The following is a 15,154-nucleotide window of genomic DNA, read 5'->3' on the forward strand; positions in this document are numbered from 1 at the left end:
ATGGTGGCACGGGGGGACCCCGGCTGGCCGGGGGCCGTGCGCGGAGTCCCCATCGCGTGCATCCTTACTTGACCGTGATGGTGTCGAGGTTCGGGCTGTACGGGTCGATCTGAACGCCGGTGATCTTGTTGGAGTAGCCCGCCTGATCCTGCCAGTTCCACAGCGGGATCATCGGCATTTCGGCGAGTGCCACGTCCTCGGCCTGCTGGTAGAGCGGGATGCTCGCGTCCATGGTGGACGCCGAGTTGGCCTTGGCGATCAGGTCGTTGAACTGCTTGTTGTCCCAGCCCATCCGGTTGCCCGCGCCCCACATCGACTCGAGGTAGTTCTGGGGGCTCGGGTAGTCCATGACCCAGTTGTTGCGGAACGGACCGTCCTCCTTCTTCTCGCGCAGCGTCGAGAGGTAGTCGGCGGCGGGGATCTTGCGGAACTGGATGTCCGCGATGCCGAGGTTCTGCTTGAGCTGGTTGGCGACGGCCTGCATCCACTGCTCGTAGCTCGGGTCGGCGTTGGAGAAGTAGAGGTTCAGCGTGCCCGAGAACCCTCCGGCCTTGTCGAACAGCGCCTTGGCCTTCGCCGGGTCGTACGCGCACGACTCGCCGCAGGCGTTCTCGCGGTAGCCCGGCACGAGCGGCGCCACCAGCGAGGCCATCGGCTTGAAGGTGCCGTTGTAGACCGCGTCGACGATGCCCTGCCTGTCGATCGCCATCGAGATCGCCTTGCGCAGGTCGGCGCTCTGGAACCTCTTGTCGAACGCCGGGAAGCCGAGGTAGTCCATGGTGCCGCTGGCCGTCGGCACGAACCGGTCGCCGAGCAGCTTCTTGGCCTCGGTCGCGCTCGCCGGGGGGATGGTCTGCAGCAGGTCGACCTTGTTGGCCCGCAGGTCGGTGTACGCGGTGTCGCGGCTGGCGTAGATCTTGACGAGGACGGAGTCGGACTTGGCCGGCCGCGCACCCGCGTACCCGCCGAACTTCTTCAGCTTGATCTGCTTGTTGTGCTCCCAGGCACCGTCGAGGGCGAACGGGCCGTTGCCGATCGGCGCCTGGTCGTAGGCCTTGAGGTCGGTGAAGGCCGCCTTCGGCATGGGTGCGAAGCCCGTGTAGGCCAGCGTGATCGGGAACTGGCTGAACGGCGCCGTGAGGGTCACCTCAAGGGTGTTCGGGTCGACGACCTTGAGCCCGCTCAGCTTGTCCGTGTCGGGCTTGGCGCCCTCGGCCTCGGGGTTGAGCTTGTCGTAGCCCTCGATGTTGGCGAAGTAGTAGTTGTTGGTCCACGCGTTCGGGCCATAGGCGGCGGCGTTCCACGCGTCGGCGAAGCTCTCGGCGGTGACGGGCTCGTCGTTGTGGAACTTCTGACCCGGCTTGATCTTGATGGTCCAGGTCTTCTGGTCGTCGCTCGTCACCGACTCGGCGGCGCGCATCTGCGTCTGGCCCTTGGAGTCGATCACGACCAGCGTGTCGAACAGCGCCTGCAGCACCGTGATCGAGTAGCTGCTCGAGGTGTTGCCAGGCGTCAGGTGATCGGGCTCGTTGAGCGCGACGGAGAACTGGCCGGCCCCCTGTTTGCCCTGGTCACCGCTGGATTCCCCGCTGGAACCCCCACAGGCGCTCAACGTGAGCGCCGCCGCGAGGAGGACGGCGGCACCTCGCGCCTTCTTCAGGACCGTCACTATTCCTCTGCCTCTCCGTCGCACCGGCGTGATGCCGGAGAGGCTAAATAGCGTGGCAAGTGTCTGCATCGGCAAATTTACGTATTCCCTGGAAAGATCTGTCTCGGGCAAGCTGAGAGTGGAGGACCGATGGATCAGATCACCCTGAGCGCACGCCACCTCCACGCGTTCACGGAAGTAGGATTCCAGGTGGCAGGCGGTTCCGGGGCCCACGGCGCGATGACGGCGCTGCGGAAGATCATCCCGGTGGAGGCGTACGAGTTCGTCGCGTTCGACCCGGCGACGGGGTGTCACCGCAGCCTGGTGTCGTCCGGATACGCCAGGGTCGACGCCGACGCCGCCGAGGAGTACGCCCGCCTCGACCCCTACCGGCGCGCCATGGCCACCCGCGTGCCGCTGCCCATGGGCTCCCCCGGCACCGAGCTCTACTACCGCAGGCACCTTGAGCCGTACGGCTGGCGCTCGGGGCTGACCGCGCCGCTGTTCGTGACCGAGGGACGGTACACCGGCCTGCTGCACGTCAACTCCCGCGAGGCGCTCCCGCCCGAGACCACCACGGTGATCAGCGCGGTCTCCAGCGCCCTGGCCCACGTCACCGACCTGACCCGGTGCGTGATCGACCCGCTCGGCCTGCCTCCCGGCTTCCACGCGGTGGCCTTCGAGCGCGGCGGGCGGCGCCGCGCGGTGGCCGGATGGCCCACCTCGGAGGCCATCGAGCGGGAGCCGATCATGGCCGAGCTGGCCAGGGACTTCATCGACTCGCGCGAGCTGTCGCGGCGCGGGCTGTGGCTCGACTCCTCCGGCCAGTGGCGCGAGGTGCGCGTCCATCGCGCCGGGGTGGGCTTCCACGGCGCCATCCAGGGCGCGGTGATCGCCGAGCGGCCCTGCGCCCTGCCGTACGACCTGACGGCCAGGGAGATCGAGGTGCTCACCAGGGTGGCCCTGGGCGACTCCAACCCGCAGATCGCGGCGGTGCTGGTGCTGAGCGTCCGCACGGTGACCACCCACCTGGAGCACATCTTCGCCAAGCTCGGCTGCGACAGCCGCACGCGCCTGACCACCAAGGTCCTTGCCGAGGGCCTCTGCCGCCTCGACCTGCCGTGATCCCCCCGGGGGCTCAGCGGGCGACCCGCAGGGCTCCCTGGGGGGTGACGGGTGAGGGGTTCAGCAGGTCGACGTGCATCTCGAACCACACGTTGTTGGTCCCGGCCTCGCGGATGAAGCCCCAGCGGTGGGCGAGCGCCTCCAGCAGGAGCAGGCCCCGCCCCCCCGGTGTCCAGCGGGGAGGAGGGGCGCCATCCGAAAGGGGGGTCGAGGGAGCCGGCGTCCTGGCACGCTATGCGCACCCAGTCGGCCGCGTAGGACACGCTGAGCGTGAAGGTGCCGCCGTCCCCCGAGTCGGAGTGCACCACCGCGTTGGTGGCGATCTCGCTCGTCAGAAGGACGCAGTCGTCGTGGAGCGGATGCCCGGTCCCGAGCGCGGAGGACACCAGCCGCCTGGCCCGTGCCACCGCGTCGGGATCACCGGCGAGGTGCAGAACGCGATCACTGTCCGAATCCGCCCTGCCGTACCCTGATGAAGTCATGCGACCCCCCGGTTGGTGATCTGCTCGCACCCTGTTAAGGACGCCGGGGTCATCTTTAGAGATGTCGCCAAAAGGTAGGAACTTGGTCCCTACCGGGTGGGTCTATATGGCCTGCGTGGAGGGCTCCCCGGCTCCGGCCCGGTCCGGGCGGCCGTCGCCGGACGCGGCGGAGTCCGACGGCGGGGCCGTGTGGTCCTCGTCCACGATGTCCGCGGCCGACCGCACGATCTGCGGATCCGGGGAGCCCACGACGCCGTGGTCCTTGTTGGTGTACTCGAACTGGCTGAGCACGTGGCGCATGGCCTCGATGCGTCCGCGCTTCTTGTCGTTGCTCTTGATGACGGTCCAGGGGGCGTCCTCGGTGTCGGTGTTGAGGAACATGTCCTCCTTCGCCCTGGTGTATTCGTTCCACTTGTCCAAGGAGGCGAGGTCCATCGGCGACAGCTTCCACTGACGCACCGGGTCGACCTGGCGGATGATGAACCGGGTGCGCTGCTCGCGGTGGGACACCGAGAACCACAGCTTGATCAGATGGATGCCGTCGCGCACCAGCATCCTCTCGAAGAGCGGCGCCTGGATCATGAACTCCTGGTACTCCTCCGGCGTGCAGAACCCCATGACCCACTCGACCCCGGCGCGGTTGTACCAGGACCGGTCGAACAGGGCGATCTCCCCGGCGGCGGGAAGGTACGCGACGTACCGCTGGAAGTACCACTGGGTGCGCTCGCGCTCGCTGGGCTTCTCCAGGGCGACCACGGTCGCGCCACGGGGGTTGAGATGCTCCATGAAGCGCTTGATCGTACCGCCCTTGCCCGCGGCGTCGCGGCCCTCGAAAAGGATCACCAGGCGCCCCCCGGTGTCCTTGATCCAGTACTGCAGCTTGAGCAGCTCGATCTGGAGCAGCCGCTTGGTCTGCTCGTACTCGGAGCGTGACATCCGTTCGCTGTAGGGGTAGTGCTCTCGCCAGGTGTCGACCACGCGCCCGTCGGCGTACAGCAGGACCGGGTCGTCGTCGTCACTGGAATCGACCCAGAGTCCGGGGGTGCGGTCGAGCAGTTCGCTCGATTCGGCGGCCTGAGGATAGAGAACTTCCGAGGGCTCCATATCGCCATTTTTTCATACAAATGTGCCGGTCAGCTGCTCAGTGACACCGGGCGGTGCCGGAGTCGAGCGCCTCCCCCTTGGTGTCGACGAACCGCCAGTCGTAGCCGCCTCGGTGGAGCACCAGCCGCAGCACGCCGAAGTCGGTGTTGTCGCGGAACGCGCTCCCCGGGACGGGCGGGCCGAAGGCGTAGTGGCTCGCCCCGCCGCTGCCGACCACGAAGGCCCGGATGCCGTCCCCGGCGGGCTCGCCGTCCGGCCTCAGCGGCGCGAACCGCTCGTAGTTGTGCTCGTGCCCGGCGAGCACGACGTCCGCCCTGGCCTTGTACAGGGCCTTCCAGAACGGGGCCACGCTCGGGTCGCCCCCGTGGGCCTTGCCGGAGGAGAATCTCGGGTGGTGCCAGAAGGCCAGCACGCACGGCCGGCGGTTCGCCGCGAGGTCGGCCGTCAGCCAGGCGACCTGCGCGGAGCCGGGTCCGTGGCCGGCCATGGAGTCGAGCGAGACGAGGTGCCACTCGCCGAGGTCGAAGCTGTAGTAGCTCTTCCCCTCGGGCCGGGCTGCGGCGCCGAAGTAACGGAAGTACCCCTCTGCGCCCGGGGTGATGTACTCGTGGTTGCCCGGCGCGGGCTTGGTCCTGTCCTTGAACCGGCCCCACGTGGCGTCGTAGTAGGAGCGGAAGTCCGAGAGCGCCCCCGCAGGGTACTGCAGGTCGCCGAGCGCCAGGACGGCCGTCGGGTGAAGGCGGAGCACCAGGTCGGACGTGGCCCGCGCCCCGCACCCGTCCGTCTTGCAGCGGGCCGAGATGTCCCCTGCCGCGACGACCACCGGATCGGCCGCCCCGCGCGGGGCCGGCTCGGAAGTGGCCCGCCCCGGCGGCGTCCCGTTAGCCGTCACCCGGCCGGACGCGCCAGAGGACGGGCCGTCGGAGGGGCCCTGGGACGGGCCGTCGGCCGCCGTGCCGCCGCACGCGGCGGTCAGGGCACAAGCGGCCACGGCGGCGAGAACGCTGGACAGCCCGCTGCGGGAACGACGTCGCATGGTGCCCATCCTGCTGCCCCCCGCGGACCCGGCGGGCCGTTTCGGACCCGCGTCAACGAAGTAGTGGCGGCGGGAGGTCTCGATCGAAGTACATAGCAAGCGAAAATAGCCCTAGCCTGATGGCGCGGTGCGAGCATTGGACCGCAATGATCACGCGAGTTGACGCCTCCGTCTTCGACGCTCGGCAGAGGGAGCGGCCGGATGGGTCTGAAACTGGCGATCAGCAGTCATCGTGACCCTGATTGCACGCTGGTGGGGATCATCGGCGACCTGGACGCGACCACGGGCTCGACCGCCAGGGAACAGCTGGGCGGGCTCCTCGCCGAGGGGCGCCACCGGATCATCGTGGACGTCACCGAGCTCGGGTTCTGCGACTCCGGCGGCCTCTGGACCCTGCTGGACGTCCACCGCCGGGCGGAGCGGGCCGGCGGGTGGGTGCGGCTCGCCGGGGTGAACGGCTTCCTGCGGCGCCTGTTCACGCTCACCCACCTGGACGCGGCCTTCACCATCGACGCGGACGTGGCCGCGTCGCTGGCCGCCGTGGCCCGGATGGACGACCCGGGCGCGGACCGCTAGGGCCTCTCGGCGACCGCCTTGATCCTCCGCAGGGTGGTGCGCATCCCCTCCACCATGAGGGCCTCGCGGTCTCTGCCGAGGAAGCCGAGGGCGAGCAGCGCGCGCACCGGCGCGACCGGTGAGCCGATGTGCTCGCGCCACTCGCAGAGAAGCGTGCCCTCGCCGTCGGGGGTCAGGCGGTAGCCCCAGCGCATCCGCGACAGCTCCACCTCGAAGGTGAACCGGCGGGGCCGCTCCCACTCGACCACCGTGCACGTCGTTGCCCAGCGGAACGGGCCGCGGCGGTTGCGCCCGCGGAAGGAGGCGCCCAGCCGCCCGCCCACGCCCGCGAGCCAGTGCCCACCTGCGCTCTCAGGGCTCCACTCGCCGTAGCGGGTGACGTCGGTGACCAGGTCCCATACCTTTCTGGGGGGTGCGTCGATCTTCAGGCACACCTCGTCCATGCGGACTCCTCTCACCTCGATCGGGTCCAGGCGTGGTGCCTTCTCAAACGAACCTATGTCCCATTCCACACGCCGGCCCGGGTGTTCCGCACCTTTTCACGGGCCACGCCGCCGAGGGGTTCACGCCGCCCCGGCGAGAAGCCGCTGAGCCGCAGGACCGCCCCCGTCCCCGCCGTGCTCGCGAGGATCGAGCCGACCACGTCGGAGGGATAGTGGACCCCAAGGTACATGCGCGCCAGCGCCTGCGCGGCGACGACGAGGACGCCCACGACGACGGCCGGGCGGAAGTAGCGGGTGCCGTAGGCGAGGAAGGCCACGGCGACCGCGACCGACATGGTCAGCGCCACGTGGCCGCTGGGGAAGCTGTCGTGGCCGGGTTCGGGGATGAGCTGGTACGCGGCCGGGGGCCTCGGACGGGCGATGAGCACCTTGTACACCGAGCTGACCGTCCAGCCCACGGCGATCAGCAGGGTCGTGACCGTCGCCGCGCGCGTGCGCCCGGCCAGCAGGAGCCCGGCCGCGAGCAGCGCGACGATCGCCAGCCCCGCGGGCGGCCCGAAGCCGACGTTCAGCACCTGCGCGACCGCCGTGAGCCAGCCCGTGCGCGCGCCCCGCACCGCTTCGTCCAGGCGGAGGTCGGCGCTCGTCCAGCCACCTGTCCTGGCGGCGAGGCCGAGGGCGCCCGCGAGCAGGAAGAGCAGGATGGGAAGGCCGAGCGCGTCGAGGGTTCTTCTGATCACGGGCGAGGTTCCGATCTGGTTTCCGTGGATTCTCACCGGAACACCTTGGGATGGGGCGGGCCGGCTCCTACCACGGTAGAGGCGGCCCGGTCAGGGGACGCTTAGCGCGAGGTCAGCCCGGCGCTTACCTTCCGGCGTCGGTCACTGTGCCGTGGTGAGCAGGCGTACGGCCTCGAGCGCGAGGGCCAGCTCGACGATGTCGCGGGGCCGGGACACGGAGCGCCCGGTGAGCTGCTCGACGCGCCGGATGCGGTTGAAGACCGTGTTGCGGTGGCAGTAAAGCTGCCCGGCGGCGCGCGCGGCCGAACCCTCGCATCGCAGCCACGCCGAGAGGGTGGCCAGCAGCACGTCCCGATCGGCCGGGTCGAGGGCGAGCAGCGTCCCGAGGACCTCGGTGGTCAGGCGGCCGGACAGCTCGGGCTCGCAGACCACCAGGGCGGCCGGCAGCCGGCGGTCGAGCCGGGCGATCTCCGGACCGCACCCCGAGCACGTGCGCATGGCGATCTCGGCGAGCCTGCGGGCGGTGGCCAGCTCGTCCAGTCCCCCGACGACCGGGCTGACGCCCGCAGGGCCGTACACGACCGGGGTCATCCCCTCGGCCAGCTCCTCCAGCGTGCCGTCCCCGAGGGCGACGACGGCCACCTCGTACTGGGTGCGCATGCGCCACAGCAGCCGCATCGCGCCGAGCGCCGCGGGATGGGCGTCCACGCCGGGCCCGGGCCCGCCGGGCCCGTTGAGCGCATGGCCGGGTCTGGCGGGGGCGGGGGCCTGGCAGGCCTGGCCGGCGCGGTGGCCGTAGTGATCTTGGCGCGGCGGGAGCCTGATTGTGACCACCGCATAACGTCCGCGCTCCGGCAGGTCAAGCGCCGCGGCGGCGGATCGCGCCACGGCCGCGTCGCCCGTGCCTTCCAGCAGGTCGTCGAGCAGCGCGTTCACCCGCTCGTTGCTGCGCCCGAGCAGTTCCTTCTCGCGCCGCCTGTAGGTGTCGGCCGCCATGAGGGCCTGCCTGTCGATCGCGTGCCAGACGTGCGTCGCCGTACGCACCAGGGCGCCGAGCAGCTCGGGACGCTCGCGCTCGATCAGCTCGACGAACCCTGCCCAGGTCACCTGCGCGGCCAGCCGGTACATGCGCATCAGCGAGTCCATGGGCAGGCCCTGGTCCGCGCGGCGCCCCGCCATCCGCCTGGCGAACTCGAGGTCACGGCGCTCCTCCGGCCTCTGCAGGATCGCCTCGATGCCGATCCTCAGGCCCTCCTCCGTGCTCCGCCAGTGCTCTTCGAGGGAGACCAGCCTGCGGTACGCCTCGTCGCCCTCGCGCACCCGGGTCACCAGCTCGCCGGTCAGCTCCGGCAGGCGTTCGAGCAGCCGCGCGGCGGCGATGCGCAGCACGTCCCGGACCTTCTCGTCGACGTGCTCGCTTCGCTTGGCGGCCATCCTTCAGAGCCTGCCATCCGCTCCCATACGGAACAAGGTTCGGTTTCGTTTCGTGACGTGCCGTTGTGCGGGCGCACAACGGCCTTCCCGCGGAGGTGGGCACCGGTCCCGACTTCACCGCCGGATCTGGACGACGATGCGCGTACGGCGTTTCGTGTGCCTGACCGACTGTCAGGAGGAGCACATGGAGGCCACGGCGCCCCCGCCCGGTGACGCAGGGCTGGCGGTCAGCGAACTGGTGGTGAACTACGGCCCGGTGCGCGCGCTTCGCGGGGTGTCACTCCGGGTGCCTTCCGGATCGATCGTGGCCGTCCTCGGCGCCAACGGCGCGGGGAAGACCACCCTGCTCCGGGCGATCTCGGGCACGCTGCGGTTCCACCGGGGAGCCGTCGGCGGCGGGACGATCACCTGGGCGGGCGCGCGGCTGTCCGGGGTGCCCGCGCCGGCCGTCGTCGCCCGGGGCGTGACGCAGGTTCCCGAGGGGCGGCGCGTGTTCGCGCGGATGACCGTCGAGGAGAACCTCCGCGCCGGCGCGCTCGGCGCCCGCGGCGGGAAGGCCGCCGCGCGGACGCGGGAGGAGGTCCTCGGCCTGTTCCCCGTGCTGGCCGAGCGCGCCCGCCAGCGGGCCGGGCTGCTCTCCGGGGGCGAGCAGCAGATGCTGGCGATCGGCAGGGCCCTGATGGCCCGCCCCGCCCTGCTGCTCCTGGACGAGCCCACCCTGGGCCTGGCCCCGCTGGTCGCGGCCCGCATCGCCGAGACCGTGAAGGAGATCAACGCCCGTGGCACCTCGGTGCTGCTCATCGAGCAGAACGTCGCGCTGGCCCTGTCGCTGGCCTCGCACGCCTACGTCCTCGCGGTCGGCGAGGTGGTGCTCGACGGCCCGACCGCCGAGCTGGCGGCCGGGGACGAGGTGAGGCGCCGGTACCTCGGCGTCGCGGGCCCGCCGGGCGAGGTCCCGGCCGAAGCGACCGCGCGAGGGCGCAGGACGCTCACGAGGTGGTCCTCGTGACCCTGTCATACCAACCGGACGGTATGCCGTCACTTGAGGTCAGGGACGTGACCGTGCGCTTCGCCGGGCTGACGGCCCTGGACGGCGTGAGCTTCACCGTGGCGCCGGGCACCGTGCACGCGGTCATCGGGCCGAACGGCGCCGGCAAGTCGACCTTCTTCAACGTGCTGTCCGGGGTGTACCGGGCGACCTCCGGCAGCGTCCGGTTCGGCGACGCCGAGCTGACGGCGCTGCCGCCCCACCGGGTCGCCGCCCTGGGGGTCGCCCGGACCTTCCAGAACATCGCGCTCTCCCGCCACCTGCCGGTGCTCGACAACCTCATGCTCGGACGTCACCGGCTGACCAGGGCCGGATTCGTCTCCTCCGGCCTGCGCCTGCCGCGCGCCCGCCGCGAGTGGGCGCGGCACCGGGACCGCGCGGGTGAGATCGCCGCCTTCGTGGGGCTCGGCGACCGCCTCGGCACGCCCGTGGGACTGCTGCCGTACGGCGTGCAGAAGCGGGTGGAGCTGGCCCGGGCCCTGTGCATGGAGCCGAGGCTGCTGCTGCTCGACGAGCCCGTGGCCGGGATGAACGGCGGCGAGCGGCTGGACATGGCCGAGCTGATCGTCGCGGTCAGGGAGAGCCTCGGCATCTCGGTGCTGCTCGTCGAGCACGACATGGGCATGGTGATGCGCCTCGCCGACCGGGTGACCGTCCTGGACTTCGGGCGCCGCATCGCCGACGGCACCCCAGAAGAGGTGCAGGACGATCCCCAGGTCATCCACGCCTACCTCGGCACGGGCTCCGAGCGGGAGGACATGTGATCACGTTCCTGGAGCTGCTCGTCAACGGGATCTCCATCGGGGCCGTCTACGCGCTGATCGCCCTCGGCTTCGTCGTCATCTTCAAGGCCACCGAGGTGGTCAACTTCGCCCACGCGTCGCTGCTGCTGGCCGGGGGGTACCTCGTCGCCAGGCTGCAGCCGGTGACCGGGTTCTGGGCCGCGCTGCTGATCGGCGTCGCCTCGGCCGCGGTCATCGGGGCGCTGGTCGAGTTCCTCGTCATCCGGCGGGCCGACGTGGCCTCGCACGGCGTGCTGGCGATCGTCACCATCGGCGTCGACATCGTGCTCACCACCGAGCTGACCCGGCAGATCGGCACCGAGATCCTCGCGCTCGGCGACCCCTGGGGCGACTCGGTGGTCCACCTCGGGCCGGTGACGGTCGCCGAGACGCGCGTCGTGGCGCTGGTCACGGCCGCGGCGCTGATCACGCTGTTCCTGCTGGCGTTCAAGTACACCGGCTGGGGCATCGCGATGCGGGCCACCGCCGAGGACGCCGAGACGGCCTCGCTGATGGGCATCCGGCTCGGGCGCGTCTCGCTGAGCGCGTGGGCGGTGGCGGGGGCGCTGGCGGCGGTCGCCGCGGTGTTCCTGTGCGTGTTCCCGACGCCGGGCCTGGACCGAGGCACCTCGTTCGCGGCGATCAAGGCCTTCCCGGCGGCGATACTCGGCGGGCTCGACTCCACGACCGGAGCCCTGGTCGGAGGGCTGGTCGTCGGGGTCACCGAGGCGCTCATGACCGGCTACCAGAACCAGCTGGCCTTCCTCGGGCGCGGCATCGGGGACGTCGCGCCGTTCCTGGTCATGGTCGTCATCCTGCTCCTGCGCCCGGCGGGCCTGTTCGGAACGAGGGAGACCGCCCGTGTCTGACCCCCGCGACACCCCGGGAGGACCACCGCCCGTGACCGGCCCCAGGGAGACGCCCGCCCGAGGGCCGGGCGCGACGTCCGCCGTGCGGCCCGGGCTCGCCAGGCTCGTGGCCTGGGTGGCGGCGGCGGCCGTCGCGACGGCCATACCCTTCTACCTGGACGGGTTCTGGCTGCAGACCGGGCTGTTCGCGATGTCGGCGGCCGTCGGCGCCATCGGGATCAACCTGCTCACCGGCTCCACCGGGCAGCTGTCCATGGGCCACGCGTTCTTCCTCGCGGTCGGCGCCTACGCCTACGTGTACTTCGCCGCGGAGCCCGAGCAGGGCGCCCGGCACGCGCTCGGAGGTCTCGGCCTGCCGACCCCGCTCGCGGCGGTGCTGGCCGTGCTGGCCGCGGGCCTCGCGGGCGGCCTGTTCAGCCCCATCGCGGGCCGCCTCAAGGGTGCCTACCTCGGCATCGCCACCCTCGCGCTGATCTTCCTCGGGCAGCACCTGCTCTTCAACGCCGAGCCCATCACGGGCGGCTACAACGGCCGGGCCGTACCGCCGCTGGAGCTGTTCGGGCTCGCCTTCGCCGACTCCCCCACGCTGGTCGTCTTCGACGTGCCGTTCGGCGCGCTGGAGCGGCTGTGGTTCCTCGGGCTGCTCGCGGTGCTCGGAGCCGCCGCGTTCGCGCGCGGGGTGCTGCGCGGCCGTCCGGGGCGGGCCATGAACACCATCCGCGACCACGAGATCGCCGCGGGCGTCATGGGCGTCCCCGTGGCCCGCTACCGGGCCGGGGTCTTCGTCCTGTCCTCGATGTACGGGGGGCTCGCCGGGGTGATGCTCGCCCTGGTCTTCCAGCGGACCGTGCCGGACCACTTCGGCATGCTGCTGTCGCTGGACTACCTCGCCATGATCGTCATCGGCGGGCTGGGGTCGGTCGGTGGCGCGGTCGCCGGGGCGGTCTTCGTCTCGGTGCTGCCCCAGCTCCTCACCCGCTACAGCGACGCGCTGCCGCTCATCGCCGAGCCAGGCTCCGGCGGGGTGTCCCCCGCCGAGGCGGCCCGCATCCTGTACGGCGCGGCCGTGGTCACGGTGGTGCTGTTCCTGCCCGGCGGCCTGGCGGGGCTCCTCGGCAGGCTGCGCGCGGCCGTCGCCGGCCGGACGTCCCTCGACCGCGCCCGGGAGATCCGGCTCTCTTCCTCACCATCTCCGTCCCCCTCTCCCGACACCAGGAGCTGACATGGGCAAGTTCGGCATCCGTACCGGAGCCGCCACGATGGCGGCGCTCGCGCTGGCGGTCAGCGCCTGCGCGAGCGGCAAGGCCACGGGCGGCGAGCCCGCCACCGGGGGCGACGGGGTGAGGACCGGCCCCGGCGTGACCGCGGACACCATCTCGGTCGGCCTGCTCACCGACCTGACCGGACCCTACGCGTCGCTCGGCAAGAGCATCACCCAGGCGCAGCAGCTCTACTTCGAGCAGGTCAACGCGGGCGGCGGGGTCTGCGGGCGCAAGATCGCGGGCATCGTGCGCGACCATGGCTACGACGCCCAGAAGGCCGTGGCCGCCTACACCGAGGTGGCGCCGAAGTCGGCGGCGATCACCCAGTTCATCGGCTCGCCGATGGTCACGGCGCTCAAGCAGCGCATCGAGGCCGACAAGCTGCTGACGATCCCCATGGCGTGGGCCACGAGCCTGCTCGGCGGCCAGGCGATCCAGGTCACCGGCACCACGTACGACCTCGACATGATCAACGGGGTGGAGTTCCTCGCCGGGGAGAAGGGCATCAAGGCGGGCGACAAGATCGGTCACCTGTACTTCGAGGGCGACTACGGCGAGAGCGCGCTCAACGGGTCGAAGTACGCGGCGGGCAAGCTCGGTCTCACGGTCGTCGAGCAGAAGATCAAGGCCACCGACCAGGACATGAGCGCCCAGGTGTCGGCGTTCAAGGACGCGGGCGTCAAGGCGGTCCTCGTGTCGGTCGGCCCCAGGCAGGCGGCGTCCCTGGTCGGCGTGGCGGCGGCGAGGGGAATGGACATCCCGTTCGTCGCCAGCAACTCGGCCTACAGCCCCCAGTTGCTCGGGACGCCCGCCGCCCCGGCGCTGCTGAAGAACTACTTCATCATGACCGCCGGCGCCCCGATGAGCGCGCCGCTGCCCGCCATCCAGAAGCTGGTCGCCGACTACCAGGCCAAGTACGCGGGCCAGCCGGTCGACAGCGGCGTCGGCGCCGGGTACTCGGCGGCGGTGATCGTCGGGGACGCGCTGAAGAAGGCCTGCGAGGCCAAGGACCTCAGCCGGGAGGGCATCGTCAGGGCGCACCGTTCCCAGCCGTCCTGGGAGGGGGGCTTCGGGACGCCGATGGACTTCTCGCACGTCGACCAGCCGGCCTCGCGCGCCTCGTACGTGGTCAAGCCGGACAGGTCGGCGGTGGGCGGCGCGGTGATCCTCAAGGAGGCCTCCGTCTCCGGCCTGGCCAAGGACTACCAGGTGCCGGTCGGCTGACCCGCCGCCGCCTGGAACGGCCCGCCCGGGAATGGGCTCCCCCGGGCGGGCGGCGGCTCCCCCGGTCTCACCGGGAGCGCCGCGCCGCCTTCGCCCGGGTCGCGCGTGGCCGGCTCACCGGAACACACCGGTGTGGCCGAGGGAGTGAAGTCCGGGCTGCGGGTAGACGGCCAGGCCGTGCGGCCCCGCGTCCACCGGGATCTTCCGCACGAGGTGCCCGTCGTGGGTGTCGAACACGTACACGACGCTGTTGTAGCGTCCGGCGAGCCACAGGCGGCGGCCGTCGGCCGAGACGCCGCCCATGTCGGGGGAGCCGCCCCCGGGGATGTGCCACGTGGCGATCGGCCTGTGCTCGGCGAACGACACCACCGACACCGACCCCGCGCCGCGGTTCGAGACGTAGAGGTTCTTGGAGTCCCGGCTGACGTACAGCCCGTGGGCGCCGGCGCCGGTCCGCACGAAGCGCCGCACCTTGAAGCGCTCGGCGTCGACCAGCCAGACGCCGCCCTTGGCCATGTCGGCGACGTAGAACGTCGTGCCGTCCGGAGAGAGCTTCACGTCCTGGGGCATGCTGTGATGCGCCGGCAGGTTGACGACCTCGCTGACCTTGCGCCGGGCCAGGTCCACGGCCACCAGGTGGCCGGAGAACTCGCAGCTGGCCAGGAAGGTCGAGCCGTCGACGGTGAAGTCCGCGTGGTTGATGCCGCGGCAGGGCATGTCCATCGACTCGCGCAGCTTGAAGGTCTTGGGGTCCCTGAAGTCGAGCCTGTTCAGCCGTTCCGCCATGACCAGCGCGGTGGTGCCGTCCGGGGTGAAGTACAGGTTGTAGGGGTCCTCGACCTGGATGGCCTTGCCCGGCTTCCCGGTCGCGGGGTCGATCGGCGTGAGCGTGTTGCCGTCGTTGTTGTTGACCCACAGCGTCTTCAGATCCCACGAGGGCACGACGTGCTGCGGGCGGCTGCCGACCCTGAAGTGCCGGATGACCTGGTAGGTCTTGGGGTCGATCACGCTGACCGTGCCGCTCTCGCTGTTGGGCACGTAGACCAGCGAGGGGAACCCCGCGACGACGGGGCTGAGCATGCCGGGCCGGTTGTTGGCGTAGACGTCCGCGACCTCGGCCTTCTTGGCGCCGGCCTGCGGCACCGGCGCGGCGACGGCCGGGCCCTCCGGCGGCATGGACGGCAGCTCGGCGTCCCTCGGCTCGACGCCCCCGGAACAGGCGGACACGAGCAGCGCCAGCACGGCCCCTGCGGCGAGGAGCCCGACGGCCCCCCGGGTGGTCCTTGTCATCCGCTCAGGGCCTGCCCCTCTGTCATCCCCCCGGCGCGTACCGGCTACGGCCACGCTAGGAGGGGGACGGTCAGGGAACACTCAAACCCGC

14 protein-coding genes are annotated in these 15,154 nt (G+C 71.3%); 7 read left to right on the forward strand and 7 right to left on the reverse strand.

Going from position 1 to position 15,154, the window contains the following annotated elements; genetic code table 11:
* Positions 1–64: 64 nt before the first annotated feature.
* On the reverse strand, positions 65–1,669 hold the full coding sequence (locus tag OG589_RS19505) for an ABC transporter substrate-binding protein (RefSeq protein WP_405150992.1): 1,605 nt from the start codon (positions 1,667–1,669) through the stop codon (positions 65–67).
* A 129-nt stretch (positions 1,670–1,798) separates the two neighbouring features.
* On the opposite strand from OG589_RS19505, the gene OG589_RS19510 reads away from it, so the two are divergent.
* Positions 1,799–2,773, forward strand: coding sequence for a response regulator transcription factor (locus OG589_RS19510; RefSeq protein ID WP_405150994.1), 975 nt, complete (start codon positions 1,799–1,801; stop codon positions 2,771–2,773).
* A gap of 584 nt (positions 2,774–3,357) precedes the next feature.
* On the opposite strand, the gene ppk2 is transcribed toward OG589_RS19510, so the two are convergent.
* Together ppk2 and OG589_RS19520 are read right to left on the reverse strand one after the other, a co-directional pair.
* A complete protein-coding gene (gene ppk2 / locus OG589_RS19515) occupies positions 3,358–4,359 on the reverse strand; it encodes a polyphosphate kinase 2 (RefSeq protein ID WP_405150995.1) in 1,002 nt (333 codons plus the stop codon).
* Positions 4,360–4,396: 37 nt separating this feature from the next.
* The gene (locus OG589_RS19520) at positions 4,397–5,395 is read right to left on the reverse strand and encodes a metallophosphoesterase family protein (RefSeq protein ID WP_405150997.1); all 999 of its coding nucleotides are present in this window, start codon (positions 5,393–5,395) and stop codon (positions 4,397–4,399) included.
* A gap of 201 nt (positions 5,396–5,596) precedes the next feature.
* On the opposite strand from OG589_RS19520, the gene OG589_RS19525 reads away from it, so the two are divergent.
* Positions 5,597–5,971 carry an STAS domain-containing protein gene (locus tag OG589_RS19525; protein WP_405150999.1) on the forward strand — a complete coding sequence of 125 codons (375 nt, stop codon included), beginning with the start codon at positions 5,597–5,599 and terminating at the stop codon, positions 5,969–5,971.
* On the opposite strand, the gene OG589_RS19530 is transcribed toward OG589_RS19525, so the two are convergent.
* The 3 genes from OG589_RS19530 to OG589_RS19540 form a co-directional block, all read right to left on the reverse strand.
* Complete coding sequence (locus OG589_RS19530) at positions 5,968–6,414, reverse strand: SRPBCC family protein (RefSeq protein WP_405151001.1); 447 nt, start codon at positions 6,412–6,414, stop codon at positions 5,968–5,970. The two genes, OG589_RS19525 and OG589_RS19530, sit on opposite strands and share 4 nt — an antisense overlap.
* Positions 6,415–6,467: 53 nt before the next feature.
* Complete coding sequence (locus tag OG589_RS19535; RefSeq protein ID WP_405151003.1) at positions 6,468–7,190, reverse strand: phosphatase PAP2 family protein; 723 nt, start codon at positions 7,188–7,190, stop codon at positions 6,468–6,470.
* 105 nt (positions 7,191–7,295) lie between these two features.
* A complete protein-coding gene (locus OG589_RS19540; RefSeq protein WP_405151005.1) occupies positions 7,296–8,588 on the reverse strand; it encodes a PucR family transcriptional regulator in 1,293 nt (430 codons plus the stop codon).
* 184 nt (positions 8,589–8,772) lie between these two features.
* Between OG589_RS19540 and OG589_RS19545 the strand changes: the two genes are divergently transcribed.
* Genes OG589_RS19545 through OG589_RS19565 form a run of 5 tightly spaced genes read left to right on the forward strand, consistent with a single transcriptional unit; the run spans position 8,773 to position 13,773 of the window.
* Positions 8,773–9,597 (forward strand): ABC transporter ATP-binding protein, encoded by an 825-nt coding sequence (locus OG589_RS19545; protein ID WP_405151007.1) that lies wholly within the window; start codon positions 8,773–8,775, stop codon positions 9,595–9,597.
* Positions 9,598–9,620: 23 nt separating this feature from the next.
* On the forward strand, positions 9,621–10,400 hold the full coding sequence (locus OG589_RS19550) for an ABC transporter ATP-binding protein (protein WP_405152075.1): 780 nt from the start codon (positions 9,621–9,623) through the stop codon (positions 10,398–10,400).
* Complete coding sequence (locus tag OG589_RS19555; protein ID WP_405151009.1) at positions 10,397–11,287, forward strand: branched-chain amino acid ABC transporter permease; 891 nt, start codon at positions 10,397–10,399, stop codon at positions 11,285–11,287. Before OG589_RS19550 ends, OG589_RS19555 begins: the two co-directional genes overlap by 4 nt.
* Positions 11,280–12,509, forward strand: coding sequence for a branched-chain amino acid ABC transporter permease (locus OG589_RS19560; RefSeq protein ID WP_405151011.1), 1,230 nt, complete (start codon positions 11,280–11,282; stop codon positions 12,507–12,509). The genes OG589_RS19555 and OG589_RS19560 overlap by 8 nt, the downstream gene beginning before the upstream one ends.
* A gap of 1 nt (position 12,510) precedes the next feature.
* On the forward strand, positions 12,511–13,773 hold the full coding sequence (locus OG589_RS19565) for an ABC transporter substrate-binding protein (protein WP_405151013.1): 1,263 nt from the start codon (positions 12,511–12,513) through the stop codon (positions 13,771–13,773).
* Positions 13,774–13,887: 114 nt separating this feature from the next.
* Here OG589_RS19565 and OG589_RS19570 read toward each other — a convergent pair whose 3' ends face one another.
* Positions 13,888–15,063, reverse strand: coding sequence for a hypothetical protein (locus OG589_RS19570; protein WP_405151015.1), 1,176 nt, complete (start codon positions 15,061–15,063; stop codon positions 13,888–13,890).
* Positions 15,064–15,154: the final 91 nt, after the last annotated feature.

It is taken from the genome of Sphaerisporangium sp. NBC_01403 (assembly GCF_045040145.1).
GTDB classification, from domain to species: domain Bacteria; phylum Actinomycetota; class Actinomycetes; order Streptosporangiales; family Streptosporangiaceae; genus Sphaerisporangium; species Sphaerisporangium viridialbum.